The 22,845-nt window shown below is 55.0% G+C and carries 15 protein-coding genes and 5 tRNA genes; 4 read left to right on the top strand and 16 right to left on the bottom strand.

Annotated features, from left to right (window positions below; genetic code table 11):
- Positions 1–166 precede the first annotated feature (166 nt).
- Both rpoC and rpoB read right to left on the bottom strand, forming a co-directional pair.
- Positions 167–4,615 carry a DNA-directed RNA polymerase subunit beta' gene (rpoC, locus tag Mal52_RS25785; protein ID WP_145379489.1) on the bottom strand — a complete coding sequence of 1,483 codons (4,449 nt, stop codon included), beginning with the start codon at positions 4,613–4,615 and terminating at the stop codon, positions 167–169.
- A 100-nt stretch (positions 4,616–4,715) separates the two neighbouring features.
- Complete coding sequence (gene rpoB, locus Mal52_RS25790; protein WP_145379490.1) at positions 4,716–8,429, bottom strand: DNA-directed RNA polymerase subunit beta; 3,714 nt, start codon at positions 8,427–8,429, stop codon at positions 4,716–4,718.
- 256 nt (positions 8,430–8,685) lie between these two features.
- Here rpoB and Mal52_RS25795 point away from each other — a divergent pair, with 256 nt between their 5' ends.
- Positions 8,686–8,931 carry a hypothetical protein gene (locus Mal52_RS25795; RefSeq protein ID WP_145379491.1) on the top strand — a complete coding sequence of 82 codons (246 nt, stop codon included), beginning with the start codon at positions 8,686–8,688 and terminating at the stop codon, positions 8,929–8,931.
- A gap of 84 nt (positions 8,932–9,015) precedes the next feature.
- Here the strand turns inward: Mal52_RS25795 and rplL are convergent, their stop codons facing one another.
- The 14 genes from rplL to Mal52_RS25865 all read right to left on the bottom strand — a co-directional run bounded on the left by rplL (position 9,016) and on the right by Mal52_RS25865 (position 17,507).
- Complete coding sequence (gene rplL, locus Mal52_RS25800; protein WP_145379492.1) at positions 9,016–9,423, bottom strand: 50S ribosomal protein L7/L12; 408 nt, start codon at positions 9,421–9,423, stop codon at positions 9,016–9,018.
- A gap of 169 nt (positions 9,424–9,592) precedes the next feature.
- Positions 9,593–10,111 (bottom strand): 50S ribosomal protein L10, encoded by a 519-nt coding sequence (gene rplJ / locus Mal52_RS25805; protein WP_145379493.1) that lies wholly within the window; start codon positions 10,109–10,111, stop codon positions 9,593–9,595.
- A 282-nt stretch (positions 10,112–10,393) separates the two neighbouring features.
- Entirely contained in the window at positions 10,394–11,098 is a 705-nt protein-coding gene (gene rplA, locus Mal52_RS25810; RefSeq protein WP_145380781.1) for a 50S ribosomal protein L1, read from the bottom strand.
- Between the two features lie 72 nt (positions 11,099–11,170).
- Positions 11,171–11,596, bottom strand: coding sequence for a 50S ribosomal protein L11 (gene rplK, locus Mal52_RS25815; protein ID WP_145379494.1), 426 nt, complete (start codon positions 11,594–11,596; stop codon positions 11,171–11,173).
- Positions 11,597–11,711: 115 nt separating this feature from the next.
- Positions 11,712–12,296: a transcription termination/antitermination protein NusG gene (gene nusG, locus Mal52_RS25820; RefSeq protein WP_145379495.1), complete on the bottom strand. Its 585-nt coding sequence runs from the start codon at positions 12,294–12,296 to the stop codon at positions 11,712–11,714.
- A 145-nt stretch (positions 12,297–12,441) separates the two neighbouring features.
- Positions 12,442–12,885, bottom strand: a complete 444-nt coding sequence (gene secE / locus Mal52_RS25825; protein ID WP_145379496.1) for a preprotein translocase subunit SecE — start codon at positions 12,883–12,885, stop codon at positions 12,442–12,444.
- Positions 12,886–13,098: 213 nt separating this feature from the next.
- Positions 13,099–13,171 (bottom strand) — tRNA-Trp (locus Mal52_RS25830).
- Between the two features lie 64 nt (positions 13,172–13,235).
- Positions 13,236–13,391 carry a 50S ribosomal protein L33 gene (gene rpmG / locus Mal52_RS25835; protein WP_145379497.1) on the bottom strand — a complete coding sequence of 52 codons (156 nt, stop codon included), beginning with the start codon at positions 13,389–13,391 and terminating at the stop codon, positions 13,236–13,238.
- A gap of 107 nt (positions 13,392–13,498) precedes the next feature.
- Entirely contained in the window at positions 13,499–14,695 is a 1,197-nt protein-coding gene (tuf, locus tag Mal52_RS25840; protein ID WP_145379498.1) for an elongation factor Tu, read from the bottom strand.
- A 113-nt stretch (positions 14,696–14,808) separates the two neighbouring features.
- A tRNA-Thr gene (locus tag Mal52_RS25845) sits at positions 14,809–14,881 on the bottom strand.
- 66 nt (positions 14,882–14,947) lie between these two features.
- Positions 14,948–15,018: transfer RNA gene (locus tag Mal52_RS25850), tRNA-Gly, on the bottom strand.
- Between the two features lie 63 nt (positions 15,019–15,081).
- Positions 15,082–15,163, bottom strand: a tRNA-Tyr gene (locus Mal52_RS25855).
- A 99-nt stretch (positions 15,164–15,262) separates the two neighbouring features.
- Positions 15,263–15,338, bottom strand: a tRNA-Thr gene (locus Mal52_RS25860).
- Between the two features lie 504 nt (positions 15,339–15,842).
- Entirely contained in the window at positions 15,843–17,507 is a 1,665-nt protein-coding gene (locus Mal52_RS25865) for a sigma-70 family RNA polymerase sigma factor (protein ID WP_145379499.1), read from the bottom strand.
- Between the two features lie 1,198 nt (positions 17,508–18,705).
- Between Mal52_RS25865 and Mal52_RS25870 the strand changes: the two genes are divergently transcribed.
- From Mal52_RS25870 to Mal52_RS25875, 3 genes are all read left to right on the top strand, one after another.
- Positions 18,706–19,482: a glycosyltransferase family 2 protein gene (locus Mal52_RS25870; protein ID WP_145379500.1), complete on the top strand. Its 777-nt coding sequence runs from the start codon at positions 18,706–18,708 to the stop codon at positions 19,480–19,482.
- A 102-nt stretch (positions 19,483–19,584) separates the two neighbouring features.
- Positions 19,585–21,243: a hypothetical protein gene (locus Mal52_RS30015; RefSeq protein ID WP_197534466.1), complete on the top strand. Its 1,659-nt coding sequence runs from the start codon at positions 19,585–19,587 to the stop codon at positions 21,241–21,243.
- A gap of 136 nt (positions 21,244–21,379) precedes the next feature.
- On the top strand, positions 21,380–22,843 hold the full coding sequence (locus tag Mal52_RS25875; protein WP_197534467.1) for a DUF58 domain-containing protein: 1,464 nt from the start codon (positions 21,380–21,382) through the stop codon (positions 22,841–22,843).
- Positions 22,844–22,845: the final 2 nt, after the last annotated feature.

Consider the following 22,845-nt stretch of genomic DNA (forward strand, 5'->3'; position numbering starts at 1 on the left):
GTTTACAAACTGGGGGAACCTTCGACGCGCTGCACGGATCGTGAGACGAAATCGGACAGTTGCGCGAATGTAGCAATCTATAGTGATTGCCTGCCAACGTCAATGGTCCCGGCGGGAATCCCGCCGGAACAGGTTGGATCTTGGTTGATTTTCCTATTGTTTCCGCTCACTCACCACTCTCCGGAGGTGCTGCACCGCCCGCTTCTCCCCGCGAGACATCCAATGCCTCATCCGGAAGAATCGGTGATTCGCTGCCTCCCTGCGGCAGAGACTGAGGTTGTGCCTGGGACTGTGGTTCAGCCGGCTGGGGTGGCTGAGGCGGTTGAGGTGGCTGAAGCGGCCGTGCCTCACCGGCCGGCAATTCGTCCCCTTCGTTGAGTAGGTTAAACCGCGCCTGCAGGATCCGTTCTTTTTCTTCCTTCAACTCTTGCAGAGCTTCGGGCTTGATTCGAACTTCAGCTTGCTGATGCGTATAAAAACCTGTCCCCGCCGGCACCAAGTGCCCCAGAATCACGTTTTCCTTCAGACCGACCAGGTTGTCGCTCTTGCTGGCCAACGCCGCCTCGGTCAGTACCTTGGTGGTTTCCTGGAAACTGGCCGCCGAAATGAAACTTTCACTTTGAACAGCCGCCTTGGTAATTCCCAACAACATCGTGTTGGCCGTCGCCGGACGCGGCCGGGTGGAACTCGCAGGAGTTGCCCCCGCAGCCTCGACTTGGCTATTCACCTCTTCCAATGTTTCCGCCGGAACGATGTCGTCAGCATGGAATTCGGTATCACCCGGGTCGACCACACGAACACATTCCATCAACTGTTGGTTGATACGGCGGAACTCGAATTTGTCGATCACGATACCGGGCAACAAGGTGGTATCGCCCACGCTTTCGATGCCGACTTTACGCAACATTTGGGCGACAATGATCTCGATATGCTTATCGTCGATTTCCACCCGCTGCGAACGATAGACGTTTTGCACCTCACGCAGCAAATACTGCTGTACCGCTTCTTCGCCGCTGACACGCAAAATGTCGTGTGGAACCAACGGGCCATCGACAAGTTGATCTCCCGCATTGACCAAATCTTTGGCATGCACCCGCAAGTGCTTCCCGTGCGGAATGATGTGCTCGATCTCTGTGCCGTCTTCGCCGCGGACAATAATCACCCGCTTACCACGTTTCTTTTCACTGACGAGGTCGATCTCACCATTGATCTCGGCAACAACCGACGGGTCTTTGGGACGCCGTGCTTCGAACAGTTCAGTCACACGCGGCAAACCACCGGTGATGTCCTGCGTTCCGCCCGCTTCACGCGGCGTCTTGGCCAAAACCATCCCAGCGGTGACTTGCTGGCCATTGCCCACTTCAATGTGTGCACGTTCAGGCAAGTAATAAAAGTCGAGGATTTTTCCCGTACCATCTTCCAAAATAATCTGCGGATGCAAATCGCTTTTGTGCTCGATGACGGTCAGGCGGATATTTCCGCTAGCCTCTGTTTCCGAACGGACTGAAACCCCTTCGACACACTCCTCAAGACGGACTTTACCGCCGACCTCGGCGAGAATCGGGACCGAGTGAGGATCCCAGGTGCACAACAGGTCGCCCGATTGTACTTCCTGGTTCTCTTGAGCAACGATCACCGCTCCGTTGGGAATCGTATACTTTTCGAGTTCCCGTTCCTTGGCGTCCAACAGGATAATCTCGCCGCTTCGCGCCAAGACCACGTTTTGGCCTTCGTTGTTTACCACGCTACGAATGCGAGCAAAGCGAACTTTACCGGCACGTTTCGTGCGGATTTCGCTTTCTTCAATTTCGCGAGAGGCGGTCCCACCAATGTGGAACGTCCGCATCGTCAACTGTGTTCCCGGTTCGCCGATACTCTGAGCGGCGATAATCCCCACAGCCATCCCTTCTTCAACCAGCGAACCGGTCGAGAGATCCATACCGTAACACAATCGGCAAATCCCGAGTTGTGCCTCGCAGGTCATCGGGCTGCGGACTTGGATTTTCTCTAGTCCCAACTGCTCGATCTTGTGGGCGATGGCGACGGTAATCAATTCGCCTTCCCGCACAATCAGTTCGTCGGTGATCGGATTGACGATGTTTGTCCGGCTGACACGTCCCAAAATCGCGTCGGTCAGGCTGACTTCAACTTTTTCGCCCCGATAGACAACACCACGCGTGATCCCTTGAATCGTGCCGCAGTCGTAGGACGTGACCACCATGTTCTGGGCCACGTCAGCCAGCTTCCGAGTCAAGTAACCACTATCGGCCGTCTTGAGTGCCGTGTCGGCCAAACCTTTACGGGCACCATGCGTGGAACTGAAGTATTCCAACACGGTCAACCCTTCGCAGAAGTTGGCCTTAATCGGTGTCTCGATGATTTCGCCGCTCGGCTTGGCCATCAGACCCCGCATACCTGCCAATTGGCGAATCTGTTCCACACCACCACGGGCACCGGAGTTGGCCATGAGGAAGATCGGATTCACATACGATCCGTCACCACGGACGTCGTTCTCCAATTCCTCCATCATCGCAGCCGTAATTTGTTCACGGGCATGCGTCCAGGTGTCGAGCACCTGATTGTACCGTTCCTGGTTGGTGATAATGCCGCGATCAAACAACTTCTGTTGCTGCAGCACTTTCTTTTCCGCTTCGCCGATGACCTTGTCTTTGTTGGGCGGAATCTTCAGATCGCTGGTGGCAAACGACAGGCCGCTCCGTGTGGATTCTTGGAACCCACGTGCCTTCATGCGATCCAACAACTCGATCGTTGCCCGCCGCCCTAAAATCTGGTAGCAGTCGGAAACAACGTTCGCCAGATCTTTACTTCGCATGGTGAGGTTGTAATACGGCATTCCCTGAGCAACGACGTCGTCGTTGAAGATCACGCGACCGACGGTCGTGTCAATCAAACCACCAGGCTTAAAGGTCTCGGCGCCTTCCCCTTTAATCTGCGTATCGGCTGCCAGTCGAAGTTTGATCCGGGCGTGCGTCGTCACCTTGCCTTGCGCAACCGCCATATGAACTTCGGCCACCGATGCGAAAATCGTTCCTTCACCGGGACGATCCGGCTTGGAGAGAGTCAGGTAATAACTACCCATCACGATGTCCTGTGACGGACTAATAATCGGCGCACCATTGGCCGGGCTGAAAATGTTGTTTGTCGACATCATCAGCGTCGTGGCTTCGACCTGGGCTTCGATCGACAGCGGCAAGTGGACCGCCATCTGGTCGCCGTCAAAGTCCGCGTTGAACCCTTTGCAGACCAGCGGGTGCACCATGATGGCGTTCCCTTCGATCAGCGTCGGTTCAAACGCCTGAATCCCCATCCGGTGCAAGGTCGGAGCACGGTTGAGCATGACGGGGTGATTGCGAATCACCGCATCCAAAATATCCCAAACATCCTCGTCCTTACGTTCGAGCATCCGCTTGGCGCTCTTGATAGTATCCGCGTGCCCGAGATCCTTGAGGCGGCGAATCACGAACGGCTGGAACAACTCCAAGGCGATTTTCTTGGGCAAACCGCATTGATGCAATTTGAGTTCCGGACCAACGACGATCACACTCCGTGCAGAGTAGTCGACCCGTTTCCCCAACAAGTTCTCGCGAAACCGCCCTTGCTTCCCTTTGATCATGTCGGTCAGCGACTTAAGCGGACGGTTCGACGATCCCAACACAGGTCGCTTGCAACGACTGTTGTCAAACAGGGCGTCGACCGATTGCTGCAACATCCGCTTTTCGTTGCGGACGATGACTTCCGGTGCGTTGAGGTCGACCAATTTTTTCAAGCGCGTGTTGCGATTGATGATCCGACGATAAAGGTCGTTCAAGTCGCTGGTCGCAAAGTTGCCGGAATCCAAAAGCACCAACGGCCGCAAGTCCGGCGGAATCACCGGAATCACATCCAGCACCATCCACTCGGGATGATTGTCACTGTCGCGCAGGCTCTCCACCGTTTTGAGCCGCTTGATCAGATCCTTCATTTTTTGCTGGCTGCCGGTTTCGCGCAGTTCGTTACGCAATTCGTGCGATAGCTCGACCAGTTTGAGTTTGCCCAGCAGTTTCTTAACTGCTTCGGCACCCATTTCGATCTCGAAGGAATCATCCCCGTACTTGGCGCGGGCGTGGCGGGCCTCTTCTTCGGTCAGTAATTGCCGTTCGCGCAGCGGGGTGTCACCCGGATCGATAACGACATAATCTTGGAAATAAACCACCTTTTCCAAGCTGGTCGTCTTCATGTTCAACAACGAGCCCAAGCGGCTGGGCATCGACTTGAAGAACCAGATATGCACAACCGGCGCAGCCAATTCAATATGGCCCATCCGCTTGCGGCGGACGCGACTATGCGTCACCTTTACGCCGCAACGGTCGCAGATCATTCCCTTGTATTTCATCCCGCGATATTTACCGCAGGCGCATTCCCAGTCCTTCTCCGGACCAAAAATCCGTTCGCAGAATAAGCCGTCACGCTCCGGACGATAGGTCCGGTAGTTGATGGTTTCCGGCTTTTTCACCTCGCCGAACGACCAACCGCGAATATCGTGCGGACTCGCCAACCCGATTTTCACCGCGCCGTAGTCGTTAATGCGATCGTATGCTGCTTCGCCGGTGCTCACTGCACACACTCCTAAAATAATGTTGGGGATCTGGCGTAACTGTCAATTCGAGCCGTTCGTGTGATACACACCCACACTGGAACTCGGTCCCAAGGCCGCGTTATATCCGAGTTTTCTCAAGCTGCAGATTCAAAGCCAGCCCGCGAATTTCGTTGTTCAAAACGTCGAAGCTCGCCGGGGTACCCGCTTCCAGCGTGTTCTCCCCTTTGACCATCGACTCGTAGATCTTCGTCCGTCCTTCGACGTCGTCGCTCTTGACCGTCAACAATTCCTGCAGAATGTAGGCGGCCCCATAGGCTTCCAAAGCCCAGACTTCCATTTCTCCAAACCGCTGCCCGCCAAATCGCGCTTTACCACCCAAGGGTTGCTGCGTGATCAACGAGTACGGCCCAGTGGCTCGTGCGTGGACTTTGTCGTCCACCAAGTGGTGCAACTTGAGCATGTAGATTCGACCAACGGTCACCTTTTGATCCAATGGATCACCGGTCCGACCGTCGAAGAGCACCGACTTACCATCTTCCGGCAATCCGGCTGCCTTTAACTCGCCTCGTAAAACATCCTCCGAAGCACCGTCAAAGACCGGGCAAACCGCTCGGTACTCCAACTTCTCAGCAGCCCAACCCAGGTGCGTCTCCAAAATCTGCCCCACATTCATCCGACTGGGAACACCCAACGGATTCAGAATGATGTCGATCGGCGTGCCGTCCTCCAAAAACGGCATATCTTCTTCGGGCAGGACTTTCGAAATGACACCCTTGTTACCATGCCGCCCGGCCATTTTATCGCCGACGGAAATCTGCCGTTTCGAGGCCACGTAGACTTTGACCATCTGCAACACACCGCTGGGCAATTCGTCGCCCCGCTTCAGTGAGTTGAGCACCTGGTTGTGGGTATCAATCGCATTTTCGACCGCGAACCACGAACTCTTGATCACCGCATTGCAGGCCGATTTTTTCTGCGGGCTGCGGATGTCCAAACCTTCGTAGCGGGACAAAAACCCTTCGGCGAATTCAGCAATCGCTTTTTCGTTTTCGCTGGAACTCACATTTTGTCCGTCATCGTCGGTGAGTTTTTTACCCAAGGCCGATTCAAACTCTTTCAAGAATTCCAAGAATGCCGCGGCGATCGCCTTGTGACCTTCTTGCTCCTTGGACTTGAGTTCCGCGTCGAACTTCTTGCGTTCCCCTTCGGTCAAGCTCATCTTGCGGGAGAACTTTTGCGTGTCGATCACGATGCCTTCCACGCCCGAGGAGACTTCCAGACTTTCGTTCTTCACGTCTTCGCCGGCACGGCCGAAGATGGCATGCAGTAATTTTTCTTCCGGAGTCAATTCCGACTTGGCTTTCGGAGAGACCTTGCCAACCAAAATATCTCCGGAACGGACACGCGTGCCGATTTGCACGATTCCGTCTTCACCCAAATGCCGCAACGCTTTTTCGCTCACATTGGGAATATCACGCGTAAACTCTTCACGCCCCAACTTCGTTTCACGGATCTCCACGTCGAACTCATCAATATGAATCGACGTGTACGTGTCGGACTTGACCATCTTTTCAGACAGGATGATCGCGTCTTCGAAGTTGTAACCTTCCCACGACATGAAACCGACCAACACGTTCCGGCCCAATGCTAGCAGGCCGTTCACCGTGGCGGCTCCATCACAAAGCACTTGCCCTTTTTTGACCTTCTGGCCCATTTCCACAATCGGCTTTTGGTTCAGGCAAGTTCGTTCGTTCAATCCCACGAACTTCTTCATGGGGTATTTCCGGCCGTCCACTTCGACGATATTGGCATCGACGTAGCTGACCGTGCCTGATTTCTCCGCGCGAACCAACATGCCGGAGTTTTCCGCAACTGGTCCTTCGATGCCTGTCCCCACCAGCGGTGGTTCGGCGACCAACAGCGGCACGGCTTGCCGTTGCATGTTGGAACCCATCAAAGCCCGGTTGGCATCGTCGTGCTCTAGAAACGGAATCAATCCCGCTGAGACACCCACCATTTGCCGTGGTGAAATATCGATGTAATTGATCTCGTCGGCGCCGACCCAGACAAAGTCACTCCGGTGCCGTGCGATCACGCGATCGTTGGTCAGCCGCCCTTTTTCAACCGGGGTATCGGCTGGGGCCAAGTGCGACGACGCTTCTTCGTCGGCACGCAGCCAGCAGATTTCATCGGTCAGCTTGCCTTTGTTCACTTTGCGATATGGCGTGGTCAGGAAGCCGTAATGATCCACCTTGGAGTACATACTCAAGCTGGAAATCAGGCCGATGTTCGTCCCTTCCGGCGTTTCAATCGGACAGATCCGACCGTAGTGCGAAATATGAACGTCACGGACTTCAAACCCGGCCCGTTTACGATTCAAACCACCCGGCCCCAACGCACTCAAACGACGTTCGTGTGTCAGCATCGAGAGCGGGTTCGTCTGGTCGACAACTTGCGACAGTTCGCTACGACCAAAGAAGAACTCGATGGCCGCCGAAACACTCTTGGGATTGACCAAAGTCCGCGGAGTCATCTCCTCCACATCCTTGTGCGTCATCCGCTCCTGGACCGTCCGCCGTAGCTTCAAGAAACCTTTGCGGACCTCGTCGGCACCCAACTCATCAATCGTCCGCAAACGGCGATTTCCCAGGTTGTCGATGTCATCAACATAGGCCGTCGGATCGCTCACCCGCAAACGGATCATGTAACGGATCGCGTTGATGAAGTCCTCGGCACGCAGAGTCATCTCCGTGTCCGGCACGTCTTGATTGAATTTACGATTGATGCGGAAGCGCCCAACGCGTCCCAACCGATAGCGGTTCACGTCGTAGAACTTCTCACGGAACAGGTCGGTTGCCTTATCCAGTTGCGGCGGGTTCCCCGGACGCAATCGTTGATAAATCCGCAACAAGGCTTCTTCGTGACTGCAGGTTGTGTCCTCTTCCAGACTGTTGAGGATCAACGCGTCATCGACTTTTTCGATCACCGAAATCGACTTCAGCGACGACTCTTTGATGTCGTCGTGCATCTTCTCAGTGAGTGCCTCGCCCGCCTCAGCAATGATTTCACCACAGCGTTCATGCCCTGCGGGAAACACGATGTCTTCGGCGGCAATCTTGCCTAACGTTTTCTCCAAACTGGCCGGCGACGTCTTGCTTTCGGTCACCTCGTAGAACAACTTCAGCAACGAAGCATCGGTCGAGTACTCCGGATCCATCGCTCGCAGCAACGTCAGAGCCGAGAACTTACCACTTTGGTCAATCCGAACGCCAAGACCTTCCTTCTTCGAGATGTTCAACTCGATCCAGCTTCCCCGCTCGGGAATCACGCGACACGAATAGGTCGGCTTTCCACCCGGCTCGGAAGAAGAGACAAAGTCCACACCGGGCGAACGGTGCAACTGACTCACGACCACCCGCTCGGCACCGTTGATGATAAACTCACCACCACCGAGCATGATCGGCATGTCGCCCAGATAGACCTCTTCCTCGATCGGCTGCTCTTTATTCAGACGCAACCAAACACGGAACGGACGGCCGTACGTCATCCGCAATTGGACACATTCGGTCGGCGTGTAGCGAGGTTTCCCCAGTTCATACTTGACGTAATCCAGCGAATACTGGCCGTCATAGCTTTCCACAGGGAAAATCTCACGGAGGATGCCCTCCAGGCCTTGATCCTTGCGCTGCCGCGAGGGAACACCGACCTGCAAGAACTCCGCGTAAGACGCGGTCTGAATCTGAGTCAGGTCAGGCAACTCAAATTCGTCGGGGATTTCACCAAAGTTACGAACTTCATCAAAAATCAACGTGCGTTGGTGAGGAATAGGCATGCGTGGCTCTCTAAATTCCTAGGTTCTGCCTGATGTGCGTGGCGGCGGAAACAGGAGACTAATCCATGAACAGCCTCCACCGGCAACCCTTCCCCGCAGCGCGAAACATCACGCGCGCCGAAACGAGTCCGCACAAGAAGCGCCATAACGCGCAGCGTGCTCGAGGGTCAGCGGCATCGAGACCGAATGAGTGACAACTCTCAGCCATATTGCAGTGGAGCGATGTTTGAGCAAGAGCGAAGATTACCAAGGATCCATGAAGTTGGTTTTAGGGGCGGACGGCTCGCTGCCGCGGCACTACACCACGGCACGCGCGCCATACAGTCATCACCGCAGCGGCTCCAACCACTGCGACCAGCGCCTCAACGAACTCAACCCGACAAACGAACGGCTCACCCGCGCAATTGCCGAACCGCACCCGTTAGAGACAGCCTCTACACGCCTGCACGATCAAACCACAACGGCCAACGACGGCGCTACGCCCAAACCCACCTGGAAATAGATCCGCCGAATCCTCAAGCGGCTGCCCAACAAAATCGACAACCGCCCATCCCTCAAGCAGCCCGCACCACGGCAACACCTGCGATCACTTGATTTCAGCAGTACCACCAGCGGCTTCAACTTCCGCTTTCAACTTCTCTGCATCTTCCTTGGAGACTCCCTCTTTCAACGGTTTGGGAGCATTTTCAACCAATTCCTTGGCTTCCTTCAGACCCAAACCGGTCGCGGCACGCACGACTTTAATCACCGGAATCTTGCTGTCACCAAACCCGGTGATCATGCAAGTGAATTCCGTTTGCTCGGCCGCAGCTTCACCGCCGCCACCATCTCCACCGGAAGCCGCCACAACAACGCCACCACCAGCCGGCTCGATGCCATGGTGATCTTTCAGGTAGTCGGCCAGCTTCTTGGCCTCCAACAATGTCAAGCCAGCAATCTTGTCACCCAACTCAACCGTCGGTTCATCGTATTCAATCACATCAGCCGTCGCCATAACCGTGTTCCTTTCTCAGCACATCAAAATCGTTGGACGCATATACAGAATTTATAGGAGATTCGCAGGCAGGACCACTCACGAGCCGATGCCCCCAACTGGCGCAGACTAAGCTCTTCTAGCTTCCAACCGCTCTTCAAAACTCAACTCAAACAACAAATCGAAACGACTACTCTTCTTCTCGCTCCGAGTGGGCCTTGACTTGCCCGGACACCTTGCCGCCGGGGCCAAGCAAAGCACCGACCAATTGACCACCCGGGCTGAGTGCCAACCCTGCAATCTGACTGATCAACTCCAAACGGCCCGGACTCTTACTCAGGACTTCCACGTCAGCGGCCGACAATGTCGTCCCCTCGACCGTGCCACCCTTGATTTCCAACCCATCGATCTGCTTGGCCCAATTGGCCATCTCCTTGGAGAGCGCGACGATATCCTCGCCACCCCAAACCAAGGCCGACGGACCAGCCAAGATCGGATCTAAGGCAGAAACCCCCGCCTGATTCAGTGCCATACGCGCCAAGGAATTCTTGACCAGCACCATCTTGATTTCTTTTTTACGCAGGTCCAAGCGCAACTGATTGGTCGTGATCGCATCAACCTTCGACGGATCGATCACCAACAGTTCCTGCACGTCGCCGATCCGCTCGCGGACATCCGACGCAATCAATTCCTTGATGTATTTACTCATGCTACTTAACAATCAATGCTAGTGCGCCCAGCGCAAATTTCTCACCGATCCAAGGGCAGCCCAGAAGGCCGCTACAAACCGGCTGCGCCGGGGCTTATCGCGTACACTAAACCAACGGGAGAAAAAAGTCACGCGTCCGAAGCGATTTCTATGCCAAAAGCGTCAGAATCGCCCAAACAATCCCGCCGATGCCACATTTTCAAGCCGCTGCGTTGACTGGAAGCCAGCCAATGCGTTGCTCAGCACACACTCCGGCCAACTGAGTGTGCACCACTGCAAAAATCACAGTGCGATACCAATTCCCGGGCTGTGCGTGGCTGAAACGGCGATGGTTCGCACGTAGACCCCTTTGGACCCCGAGGGCTTCATCGCACGAATCTGCTTGATGAAAGCGGAAATATTGTCCACCAACTGCTCTTCACTGAACGACAATTTGCCCATCACACAGTGCACATTGCCGCCGGCATCAGCTCGGAACTCCACTTTACCTGCTTTGTATTCCTTGACCGTATTCGCCACATCCTGAGTCACCGTGCCGGCACGAGGCGACGGCATCAGCCCCCGCGGCCCCAACACGCGGCCCAGCGGCCCCACCACACCCATCATATCAGGCGTGGCGATCGCTGCGTCGAATTCCAGCCAGCCATCCTTGACCTTATCCGCCAACTCCTTGCCACCCACGAAATCAGCGCCGGCCTCTTCGGCCGCGGTCGCATTCTCTCCCTGGGCAAAAACCAGCACCGTTTTTGATTTCCCGATCCCGTGCGGCAACACAATGGAACCCCGCACCATCTGGTCAGCCTGACGGACATCAATGCCCAACCGCATGACAACTTCCACTGTCTGGTCAAACTTACAGGGCGGAATCTTCTTGGGCAGCGACGCTTCCAGACCTTTGAGTTTGGCGACCGCATCGGCCAAATCAACACTCGTCAGCCCCTCGACCTGCTTCAACAGAAATTCCTGCCGCTTGGATTGCTTTGCCATCATCGAGCCTCGACTACTCTTTCCAACTATCTTGATCACTTCAAATGTGTCCGATGCCTACGGCGCCGGTGATTAACCGACGACATCCAGCCCCATGCTGCGCGCGGTGCCGGCAATAATCCGCGATGCCTGGGCGATATCCGGTGCATTCAGATCTTCAAACTTTGTCTTGGCGATCTCTTCCAACTGCGCTTGTGTCACAGTGCCCACTTTTTCCGCCTTGGGGTTCCCCGAACCCTTGGCGATTTGAGCAGCCTGCTTCAGCAGAACCGCCGCCGGCGGACTCTTCAGCACAAAATCGAACGATCGATCGTTGTAAACATTGATGATCACCGGAACCATCGTCCCCGTGAGATCTTTAGTCCGCTCGTTGAACTGCATCACGAACTGACCGATGTTCACACCGTGAGGACCAAGTGCGGTACCAACAGGAGGAGCCGGCGTTGCCTGGCCACCCATCACCTGAACCTTGATCGTTGCAACTAATTCCTTCGCCATCGCTTGCCTGCTTTATTAAACTGCCGAAAAATTGTTTCTTGATGACAACGGATCCGTCGGCCAATCCCTCGACATCGCATTCCCCGAACGCGACGCACGCTCCGTCACGCCGATTTCAGACGGCCTCAACCTGCCAATGCTCGAGCTCTTCGACCGGTGTCGTGCGGCCGAAAATTTCAACCAACACCGTCAAACGCCCGGTTGTCTCATCCACAGTATCAATTGCGCCTTCAAACCCTTCAAACGGGCCTTCTTTGATTTTCACGGTATCCCCCACGCCAAACGTCAGGGCCACCCGCGGCGCCTCTTCTTCCTTCTGTTCTTCACGCCCTAGCATCCGAGCGATTTCGTGCTCCTGCATCGGAATCGGCTTATTTGCAGAGCCGGTAAAGTCGCCCACCCCGCCTGTTTCCCGCACCAGAAACCACGTATCGTCATTGAGGATCATGTTGACCATCAAATAGCCGGGAAACAACTTATGCTCGGTGACCTTCTTCTTACCGTTTTTGACTTCCGACACTTTTTCCGTCGGAATGATAATCTCGCCAAAGTAGCGCTCCAACCCCTCACGGTTGATACGCCGCTCAAGCGACTTCTTTATGGATTTCTCACGGTTGCTCTGAATCTTGAGCACATACCAGAGCATTTCCGTATTTTCAAGCTCAGCGGCTTCGCCACCTGCATTGGTCTCATCAGCCATGACGGCCTTCCCTTCACCCTGCCGGAACCCCAGTAGAACTTGACGACTAAACACACAATCGCCAACAAGGCTCCCGCCTACCAGCAACGCAACACAGCAGACGACCGGCCAACCCACACACCCAGGGCAGTCCCGCCCCACAACACTACGACGACGCCTCAACAAGCACGCCGACAGTTGTCATTAATTTGTACCAAAAAAGATCATAAACCAACAGCATGCCACCCAACGCGAACATCGTCACCACTACAACGATTGTCGAGTTCTTCAACTCCTGCTTGCTGGGCCAGGAAACTTTTGTCAACTCCCCCTGCACAGCAATCAAAAAGTCGGCAAACACCGAGTAGTTTACAATCCGAAAAGCAAACGCCAAACCAATTAGAAACAACAACACCGGCACGCCAACGCGAACCCACTCCGGCTCCACACCGATCATCGGCCCCTGCGAGAGCGAAACAGCCCCCAACAGTGCAATCAACGCCACACCAGCAGTTGTCAACTGCCGGACAAGCCGTCCTTGCTTAGGTTTGTACGACTGCAAGCTCAGCAGTTCGCCAAAAAACGTGGTGCTTTTTTTCGCGTTTGCCATGAATTCACGCCCCAGGGCGATTCTTATCACGTGTGAACGACCGGTTACTTTTTCTCAAAAAAGCCACACAGCCATGAAAATCGGCTCCGAAAAACCGCATCCGCACTACGGCGGCTCCCGCCATCCATCTCGACAGCCTGGATAACTACAGACAAAACCCGCCAACCAAGCAGACCACATCCAATGGTGCCACACAAACAGCGAGCCTAAAAACAGGGGCGGAGGGACTTGAACCCCCAACCGCTGGATTTGGAATCCAGTGCTCTGCCAATTGAGCTACACCCCTAGGCCTTGGTGAATTGCCGGACCCTCAAAAACGCGGCGAAAATCCGCCACCCATCGCGACGACATCACTTCTTCCGCGACTCTTTATGAACCGTGTGACGGCGAAGCCGCGGGCAATATTTCTTCAACTCCAACCGCTCTGCACCACGTGTTTCTTTTTGAACACGATAGTTCCGATCACCGGTCTCAGTGCATTCCAGCCAAACATACTCGCGGGCCATGACTTCACTCCACCTATCTCCGGCACGGGCACGCGGCCGCGCCGAAACCGATACAGAAAATGAACACCCGCCGAAAAAACTAACGGCGGGTGCCCACTGAATCACAATTACTCAACAATCTTGGTCACAACACCCGAGCCGACGGTCTTGCCACCTTCGCGAATCGCGAAGCGACTTCCGTCTTCCAAGGCGACTGGCGAACCCATTTCAACCTCCAAGCGAACATTGTCGCCCGGCATACACATCTCGGCGTCACCCAGCAGCTTGGCAGCCCCGGTCACGTCGGTTGTGCGGAAGTAAAACTGAGGACGATAGCCACTGAAGAAAGGCGTGTGCCGCCCACCTTCATCTTTACTCAGGACGTAGACCTCAGCCTCAAACTTGGTGTGCGGATGAATCGAACCCGGCTTGGCCAAAACCTGCCCACGCTCAATATCCTCACGCTTCACACCACGCAGAAGCAGACCGACGTTGTCGCCAGCCATACCAGTTTCGAGCGTCTTATTGAACATCTCGACACCGGTGCAGGTCGTCTCGACAGTATCCTTCAAACCGACGATTTCGATTTTTTCACCGACGTTTACGACGCCTTGCTCAATCCGACCCGTCGCAACAGTACCGCGACCCTCGATCGAGAACACGTCTTCCACCGCCATCAAGAACGGCTTATCAGACTCACGAGCCGGCTCAGGAATATTCGAATCCAGTGCGTCCATCAACTCGGCAATACAGCCGTTGAAGGCCGGATCCGTCGGGTTATCCAACGCACCCTTTGCATTCCCACGAACAACCTGAATGTCGTCACCCGGGAAGTCGTACTTGCTCAGCAATTCACGAACTTCCATTTCGACCAACTCGAGCAACTCTTCGTCGTCGACCAAGTCGCACTTGTTCAGAAAGACCACCAACGCCGGCACGTCCACCTGACGAGCCAACAGAATGTGCTCACGCGTCTGAGGCATGGGACCATCAGCCGCAGACACAACGAGGATCGCCCCGTCCATCTGGGCCGCCCCAGTAATCATATTCTTAATATAGTCAGCGTGCCCCGGGCAGTCGATGTGGGCATAGTGACGAGTCTCAGACTCGTACTCAACGTGACTCACGGCAATGGTCACCGTTTTCGTCTCGTCGCGGACCGTACCGCCCTTGGCAATATCGGCGTAACTTTTCACCGTCGCCAAACCCTTAGCACCCTGCACCATCAACAACGCCGCGGTGAGTGTCGTTTTTCCGTGGTCAATGTGACCGATCGTCCCAACATTGACGTGTGGCTTCGTACGCTCAAAGACCTCTTTGGCCATCTCTTCTCCCTACCTATTCAATCTCCCGGGACAGTTGTTAATTCCAACTCAACACTAAATGCAACACGGCCTCACAGACCGCAAAAACATGCTTGCCAAAAATCAGCTGCAAGAGCTGCTGGCGGGACTTGAACCCGCGACCTCGTCCTTACCAAGGACGCGCTCTACCGGCTGAGCTACAGCAGCGAATCAAGTCGCTCGGACTTCCAACTCGAATCGCCAAGCCGGCCACCCCGCAACTCATCGCGAAAAAGCGGGCGATGGGAATCGAACCCACGTCTCCAGCTTGGAAGGCTGGGGTAATACCATTATACGACGCCCGCAACGCCTCTTAGAAACCTACGACCGACAGCAATGAACGCCGAATCACCGCTGCCCTCTATAATTGGGGGAAGCAGGATTCGAACCTGCGAAGGCTGAGCCACCAGATTTACAGTCTGGCCCCTTTGACCGCTCGGGAATTCCCCCTAATTGTCGACTTCAAACAAACGGCGAGCCACAGCCTCGCGACCCCAGCCTCGCTCTGCACGAAGCGGACCACCGAAGACATCTCCTCCGCCTGTCCGCTGGAGCTAGCGGTGGGACTTGAACCCACAACCTCCGGTTTACAAAACCGGGGCTCTGCCAATTGAGCTACGCTAGCGGTAAACTTTATGTATTTGCTGTAAGAGCTACTCGAAACATTCTCGACGCAACAAGCCGCCCAATATAGCATTCCGATCCGCCCATGCAAGTCGAAACGCAAGGAGATCGCAGAAAACCAGATTGAGTGGCCGGCTAAGCTGGAAACAGGCCGAACCTTCACGAGCCCATTGGGCCCAGACCTTCGACGTCATTGCCAGCGCGAAACCGCGTATTAGACAAACGTCCTGACAATTTATCAACGCTCCCGCTCCCCTTTTCTGAAAATTTGCCCGCTTGGAGTCCAAACAGACCACATTCAACGATCCGCTGACGCCCACAAGCACCTGAAACCGTCATTTCCACCCCGAATTGCACCCGAGAGGCGACTCGACGGATACTGGGCAATTAAAAAAACGCCGCGAACCTAGACACCCCACTGCGGGGACAGGTTCGCGGCGTTGTGATGCGCGACCGAACGCTCACCACCTTGCGGCGCGATTGTCCGGCAAGCCTGGAGGGAGTTTTAGACTCCCGGAATGTCGAGCCGGGCCTCCTGGGCAATTTTTCGCAACTTATTTAAGGCCCGCGCTTCCAATTGTCGAATTCGCTCCTTCGTCACACCGAAATGGTAACCGACCTGCTCCAGCGTTTGCGGCTCGGTTCCCTGATTCAGTCCGAAACGGAACAAAATGATGTCCTTTTCCCGGTCGTCCAGTTGCGACAGGATACTCATAATCGCTTCGTGCTGGCGTTGATTGTTCAACTCCAACTCGAAGGGAACAGAACGCGTGTCCGATTTTGCCTGGAACACCTCTTCGTTTCCGGTACGGAAACGATCCAAACGGGTGTGCTCGGCGGGGATCGATCGCGCGAAGTTCTTCATAATCGCCCAGGTGGCGTAGGTGGAGAACTTATTCCCGCGACTGTAGTCGAATTTTTCAATCGCCCGCATCAGCGACATATTCCCATCGCTGACCATTTCGAAGAAATTCGTATTTGGTCGAAAATGCCGCTTGGCAATCGAGACGACCAATCGCAAGTTACTCCGAATGAGCAGGTTCTTGACCGAAACGGCCTCATTGAGCAGCTTCTCGATCGCGTCCATTTCTTTCGATTTGGCTTTTCGCGAATCCAGGCTGCCGCGCAACTCGGCCGCTTTAAACTTCAGATAGTTCATTTTACGGAAGTAGTAGACTTCCTCTTCCTTGGTCAGCAGCGGCACGCGGTATAGGCTGGCCAAATAAGGCGGCAAGCCTGGCGGCGGCTTAAATGCAGCTGCTTTCTTCTCGACGACGGGGACCGGTCCGAGAATCAACTTGTCGGCATCGTCCCGTACGAAATCTTCGCTGTCGATGAAATCGATCGGTTGAGCAATCAGCCGTTGCGCCCGCATTTCCGATACAATTCGGTAAATACTCGCCTTGGTGCGGCAGAACTGCTTGGCCAACCGCTCCACAGGGATTCCCCGGCGGAAATTGCGGTAGATCTGCTTCTTGCCTTCGTCGGTCAACGGACCGCTGGCGTGCGGAAAGACCGCCGTTTCCGGATGCTCGGCGTCATAATGCTTGAGTGTGTAACGGATCGTTTCCGGGGACCGCCCCAATCGCTTGGCAATACGCCGACTAATTTCTGCCGGGCATCCCCCAGCGCGAGCAAAACGCCGTGCGCGCGTAATGATGTCCTCACGCTCCTCCACCGAAAGTTGGCTGAAGCGCGTGCTGCGGTGCACATCGTCGGAATTGCGTCGCACAAAACGGTCCACTGAGGATTTCAGGAAGCCGATCCGCTTACGGTTACCAAACTTAAAGCGGCGACTCACCAAACCCTTGCTCCGCCAACGATCAACGGTTTTCGTGGAGACGTTGAATTGTTCGCTGACATCACCCACCGTGAGTACCGGCTCCGCAAGGCTCTCGACGGCAATATCTGCGCTGTCCGATAAGTCTTCGACAAACAAGCGCACGTCATGCGCCGCATCCGCCCCGGAGAGGACCAAATGCGGATACATCTCGGCCTTGTAGGTCGTGATTTTCTCACAGAGATCGTTGTAGTGATACTCTTTGTCGAGATCGATCTCTTCGAGAAGTTGTTCGGCGCGTTCGATCTGCCGAAGGCGAGCGTCGCGCGGTGTATAGCGGACTTGCTGCTCGGTAAGTTGTCGAATTGCCGGATTACGATAGCGGGACATTTCCAACGTCCTCCGTTTTCTAGGGTGGCGCGCCCCAAGCTGTCAGGATACTTGACCAATTTCCAACACGATTTGTGCGACTTCGCCATGAAAGGCAGGCCGCACCAACAAGAAATGACTTGTGCCTATCTTTCAGAGGTTGACAATTTTGCTTACTGGAAGTTCGCAACTGAAACTCAATCCGGCCTCGATTTGATCCCCTAACTTACGGGGGTGATTCACGACCGGCGTGACAGTGATCAGCTCACATGAGCAACTTCCATACCTGTTCAAAACGTAAACAACATTTGGTGGACTTGCGAAACTCACTCGTCCTCTCATGACGCGTCTTTTCTAAGCAAAACCGGCAAAACCATTTGCCTGAAACTCTTTGAGGCAGCCGCCAGTTTGGCTTTGATAACTACGCCTTTATATCAACTAATACGGGAAACAAGACGCAAATGTGGGCAAAAAAGTTCGCATGCGAACAGTTTTCCGAGTTATTTCCAAGCATCTAACGTAAGCTCATTCTTCATAGCACCTTACAACGACTCGCCCGCAATGAAAATCTTGCAAAGTTGCGGGGAGTTGCAGGAATCCGTCCGCTGAGAGGCGAGAGCGTTGACCAGGGAGTTGCGAGCTAACTGAATTTGTCTCTGCCTAATAGAGAGATATTCGCTCGCGCGTAATTTATCTTAAAAACTCGGTCACCGTCTGTGAGGTATTAGACATGAATGCAGCGAATACCAATTTTTCCTGCGAAGAGCGTTTGAGTAAATTCTGCAAACTCTTGCATAGGCCTGGAGTTTGGAACCAAATACGAGAGCAATAAATTGCTCAACTCCCCAGAGATGCATGGTCAATTTGTTTCCAAAGATCGATTTGCCGCATTGGTATTAACGCGAATTTCAATATAAATTCGCGCAATTCGGTGTTCCTCGTCACCGATCTTTGCTCCCGACGCTGGTCGACTGCACACCACGCTGGTCGCCAAAGCGTCAGAATGCCTTCACGTAGAAACTCGTGCACAGCCCCTCGCAGATGCCCGGTCGTTGACTTGATGTCGAACCGCTCTAGAATGGAAATTCCGTCGGAAAAGCTGCGTCAACTACTAATATCCAGTTTCAAAACCGGGTTTTGCTTGTGCCGATACTTGCAAACTCAGCCTCAGCGTGACGCGTCAGCAGGCTTTGAAACGATTTGTATAGATTGCTTTGCCATGCCTGCTGTCCTGGTTGCTCTACCCGTCTTCAACGAACAAGAGCATGTTGCCGATGTCTTGCAGGCGGTCCAAAAGTACGGCTCTGAGATCTTGGTTGTCGATGACGGATCACAGGACCGCACCGGCGAAATCTTGCGTAGCTTTCCTAACGTGAAAGTCGTGACACACGCGGAAAACCAAGGCTATGGAGCGGCATTGCGTTCGGCGTTCACTTACGCACAAGCCCATGCATTTGACGTTTTGGTCACGATCGATTGCGACGGGCAGCATCAACCCGAATTGATTCCCACCATGGCGGCGGAGCTCACCGCGGGGATTGATATTGTCAGCGGCAGTCGATATTTGCGTTCCTTTGGCGAGGATAGTCTCCCTCCCGAGGATCGGCGGCGCATCAATGCCACAATCACGCAGGAAATCAACCAGCGCCTTGGATTGTCGCTCACCGACGCATTTTGTGGATTCAAAGCGTATCGCGTTTCGGCATTGGCGGCATTGAGCATCACCGAAACCGGGTATGCCATGCCGCTGCAGGTTTGGGTTCAAGCCGCTCGGGAAGGGCTGACCATTCAGGAAATCGCCGTTCCGCGGGTCTATTTGGACGAGGAACGCTCTTTCGGCGGTTCGCTGGACGATGCGGCGCGGCGGCTGGCCTATTACCGTACCGTGTTGGATCGCGAAGTTGGGGTGCAACCGACATCATCCGAAATATCGTCGTCATCCACGTCTGCGACGTGTAACGGCAAGAAGCTCCGTGAGCCGTGCCGCATGAGTTGAGTTTCGGGGGCAAGTCTCCTTAACATAGATTGGACAGCCAGACGCAGCTGATAATCGTTCCTCGAAACTTGTTGCCTTCCACCTATGTTTGAATCGCTGGTCATGCCGGAATCGGAAACTCAAGCTCAGGTCGCTCAACGGCGGTTACGACTGAGCGTCCCCCGCGATGACGGTAGTTTGTATGCCGTTCCTGCGTTGGAAAACGCAACACGGCTTGCCGACGAAAACCATCAACTCCTCACAGCAGCCACCACCGATATTCAGGGACGTTCACTTTCCGTCGTTCGGGCCGGAGCACGCAAGGAACTGTGCCAAGCTGCTCGAAGTTACACCGGGACTTGGGCGGATGTGCCGAGTTGCAGCGACTCAACGGAATTGGTGTACGTAACGGGGCATCAGCCGCTGCTGTTCCACCCCGGCGTCTGGGTCAAGAATTTTACGATTGGCAAGTTGGCGCAAGCTCCCCAGGCGATCGGTATTAACCTGGTCGTCGACAACGATACGTTTGCCTCAGCGGCATTGCGGATTCCCTCCGGCAATCGGGACCAACCGTCGTTCGGGTCCATTGCCTTTGATAGCGGACATTTTGCCCGCCCATGGGAGGGAGCGGAAATCCATGACCGCCAGCTGTTTGAAAGTTTTGGGGACCGCGTCGCCGACAACATGTCGTCGTGGGGCATCGACCCATTGATTCGTGAGCTGTGGCCCTTAGTCGTCGAACGCTCGCAGGATTCCCCGCAATTCTCCGATTGCTTTACGGCCGGGCGGAACCAGTTGGAACGGCGTTGGGGTGTGAACAATCTGGAACTGCCGCTCAGCCGGTTGTGTCAGAGCGAGTCGTTTCTGTGGTTTTTCAGCCATATCGTTGCGCAGCTACCCTGTTTCGGAGACGTCTATAACACCGCGTTGGCCGAATACCGCACGATCAATAAAGTCCGAAGCCAGACCCATCCCGTTCCCGAATTGCGGCAGCAGGATGATTGGATGGAGGCACCGTTTTGGATTTGGCGTGATGGTTCCCACGAACGCCGCCGCGTTTATGCCAAGCAAGTTGCCGCGGAGATTCATCTCCAAGATGGTGAAACGGTCTTTGCCAAATTGCCGCTCACACCCGAAGGCGAAGCCTGCTGTGCGGTCGAGGTTTTACGTGAATTGCCGCAACGCGGCTTTCACCTGCGGACGCGGGCGTTGACGACGACGCTGTTTGCACGACTCTGCTTGGGCGATCTGTTTTTGCACGGCATCGGCGGTGCGAAATATGATGAAATGACGGATCGAATCATGGCTCGCTTCTATGGAATCGCGCCGCCCTCGTTTATGGCTGTTTCTGCTACGGTCTTGCTACCGCTGCACGCGCATCACGTGCAACAGGAGGACGTCACGCGGGCCAATTTCATGTTGCGCGACTTGCGGCATAACCCTGAGAAGTATCTCAGCGAATCTCAAGTGAGTGAATTCACGCCGCTTCTGGAAGAGAAGCACAAATTGCTGGCCGAAGCGAATCACGAACGAGACCAACCGCTCATGCGGAAGCAACGTCGTGCCGGTCGGCATGCCCGCATCGAACGCGGTCGTCGTTTGCGTGAAATCACGGACACATTCGCCGCCGCCGTTGCTGAGCAAACCAAGCAAATCGTTCAGGAACGTTCTGAACTGGAAAAACAGCTCGTGGCCAATCAGGTCCTCTCCAGCCGCGAATTCTCATTTTCGCTGTATTCCGAAGAGAAATTGCGGCCCTTTATGGAAGGCATCAGCGTCTAAAACGCGTGGTAAGGAACGTGGATTTCGATGCTCTGGCTCGATCCGGCCCTTGATGTTCGTGCGGCGCGACGGGACAATGCAGTGCAGTTCCCGCGCTTTAGCTGTGTGCCACACTTCACGACGGAGGAGAACGTTGATGTCAACGGGGCCGCGAACCTGGGGCGGACGTTTGGTTCGAATCAGCAGCTTGCTGTGCGCGGCGGTTCTCATCTTGTGGATGGCCATGGCGAATGATTTGTGGGTCGGCACGTCGCTGCTGGCCATGCTGCCTATGATGATCGGTAACGGGTCGGCGACGCCGGACAATGGTCGCAACGGCAAAGGATCGCTTCTCAGCCGTGCCTGGAAACGATATCGCCGCCGCTCGATGCGAGCCCGGATCCCGTACGAAGGCTTGGCCTATATGGTGATCCTGATCATCTTGATGTGCGGGGCGCTGTTGGGTAAATCGAACCTGCTGTTGTTGGTCTTCGCATTCATGGCAGGACCATGGATCGTGAACGGCAGCCTGTGTTACATGTTGCTGCGGGGGATTGATGCGACACGGCGCAGTCCTCGCCACGTGATGGCGGGTGAGCCGTTTTCTGTGGAAATCACAGTGACCAATTCCAAGCGGCTATTGTCTTCGTGGGTGTTGACCGTGATGGATCGTGTCCAGCACACGCACGAACAGGTACTCCCGCGTGTGTTGTTCACGCGGGTCCCCGCTCGTTCGCAGCGGACAGAGCACTATCAAGCGCGGCTGATGCATCGCGGAAAATACGAATTGGGACCAATCCGCGTGACCACCCGATTTCCGTTGGGATTGGCCGAACGGTCGTTGATCATTCAGGAGGCGGATGAGATCCTGGTGTATCCCCAGGTCGGCGATTTAGCTCCCCGATGGCGGCGACAATCCCAACATGCGCGGGAGTTGGTCCAACAATCAGCGTCGCAGCGTGGCAGTTACGACGATGAATTTCACCGTATCCGCGAGTACCGCACCGGCGACGATCCCCGTGCGATCCACTGGAAGACTTCGGCTCGTCAGAATGAACTGATGGTGCGGGAGTATCACCAAAGTCGCGAGGATGACTTGACGATTTTGTTAGACCTATGGACCCCCACGCGGGCCTCGGTTGCCAATTATCAACGTGCAGAATACGCGATTAGTTTTGCCGCGACCGTGGGATACATGCATTGCCTCGACGCACGGGGCAGTCAGTTGGGGATTTCGGTGCTCGGTCAGGAAGTGGACGAGTGGTCAGGTGTCGCGGGTCCTTTCGCGATTCACCCGTTTCTAGAACGCTTGGCACTTTCCCAAGCAGGCACCGCGCGGCCGTTGGGCGATTTTGTGAACGAGGCCATGTCGCTGCACGGCACCAAGGGACGCTGCCTATTGATCACCACGCGGCCCACACAGTCGGCAGAGACAACCCTGCCGAATGGTAAGGGACGACGATGGAACACCGGCGGTGAAGAATTGCGGATGGCGTACGAAGAATTGATCCAGTTATCCACCGCGGATCGTGCCGACCGCAGCCAGTACAGCATGGAGATCATTGAGGCCAATCCGCAGGTCCTCTCCGATGTTTTTCACCTCGCATCGGAGCCAGAATAAGC

It is taken from the genome of Symmachiella dynata, from assembly GCF_007747995.1.
Taxonomy (GTDB): domain Bacteria; phylum Planctomycetota; class Planctomycetia; order Planctomycetales; family Planctomycetaceae; genus Symmachiella; species Symmachiella dynata.

What these genes read in the sequence shown, in the direction of transcription:
- rplJ (WP_145379493.1), bottom strand. Translation starts at nt 10,111, where the DNA reads ATGAGTAAATACATCAAGGAATTGATTGCGTCGGATGTCCGCGAGCGG.
- rplA (WP_145380781.1), bottom strand. Translation starts at nt 11,098, where the DNA reads ATGGCAAAGCAATCCAAGCGGCAGGAATTTCTGTTGAAGCAGGTCGAG.
- rpoB (WP_145379490.1), bottom strand. Translation starts at nt 8,429, where the DNA reads ATGCCTATTCCTCACCAACGCACGTTGATTTTTGATGAAGTTCGTAAC.
- Mal52_RS25875 (WP_197534467.1), top strand. Translation starts at nt 21,380, where the DNA reads ATGTCAACGGGGCCGCGAACCTGGGGCGGACGTTTGGTTCGAATCAGC.
- rplK (WP_145379494.1), bottom strand. Translation starts at nt 11,596, where the DNA reads ATGGCGAAGGAATTAGTTGCAACGATCAAGGTTCAGGTGATGGGTGGC.
- Mal52_RS25795 (WP_145379491.1), top strand. Translation starts at nt 8,686, where the DNA reads ATGAAGTTGGTTTTAGGGGCGGACGGCTCGCTGCCGCGGCACTACACC.
- rpmG (WP_145379497.1), bottom strand. Translation starts at nt 13,391, where the DNA reads ATGGCCCGCGAGTATGTTTGGCTGGAATGCACTGAGACCGGTGATCGG.
- rplL (WP_145379492.1), bottom strand. Translation starts at nt 9,423, where the DNA reads ATGGCGACGGCTGATGTGATTGAATACGATGAACCGACGGTTGAGTTG.
- Mal52_RS25865 (WP_145379499.1), bottom strand. Translation starts at nt 17,507, where the DNA reads ATGTCCCGCTATCGTAATCCGGCAATTCGACAACTTACCGAGCAGCAA.
- tuf (WP_145379498.1), bottom strand. Translation starts at nt 14,695, where the DNA reads ATGGCCAAAGAGGTCTTTGAGCGTACGAAGCCACACGTCAATGTTGGG.
- nusG (WP_145379495.1), bottom strand. Translation starts at nt 12,296, where the DNA reads ATGGCTGATGAGACCAATGCAGGTGGCGAAGCCGCTGAGCTTGAAAAT.
- Mal52_RS30015 (WP_197534466.1), top strand. Translation starts at nt 19,585, where the DNA reads ATGCCGGAATCGGAAACTCAAGCTCAGGTCGCTCAACGGCGGTTACGA.
- secE (WP_145379496.1), bottom strand. Translation starts at nt 12,885, where the DNA reads ATGGCAAACGCGAAAAAAAGCACCACGTTTTTTGGCGAACTGCTGAGC.
- Mal52_RS25870 (WP_145379500.1), top strand. Translation starts at nt 18,706, where the DNA reads ATGCCTGCTGTCCTGGTTGCTCTACCCGTCTTCAACGAACAAGAGCAT.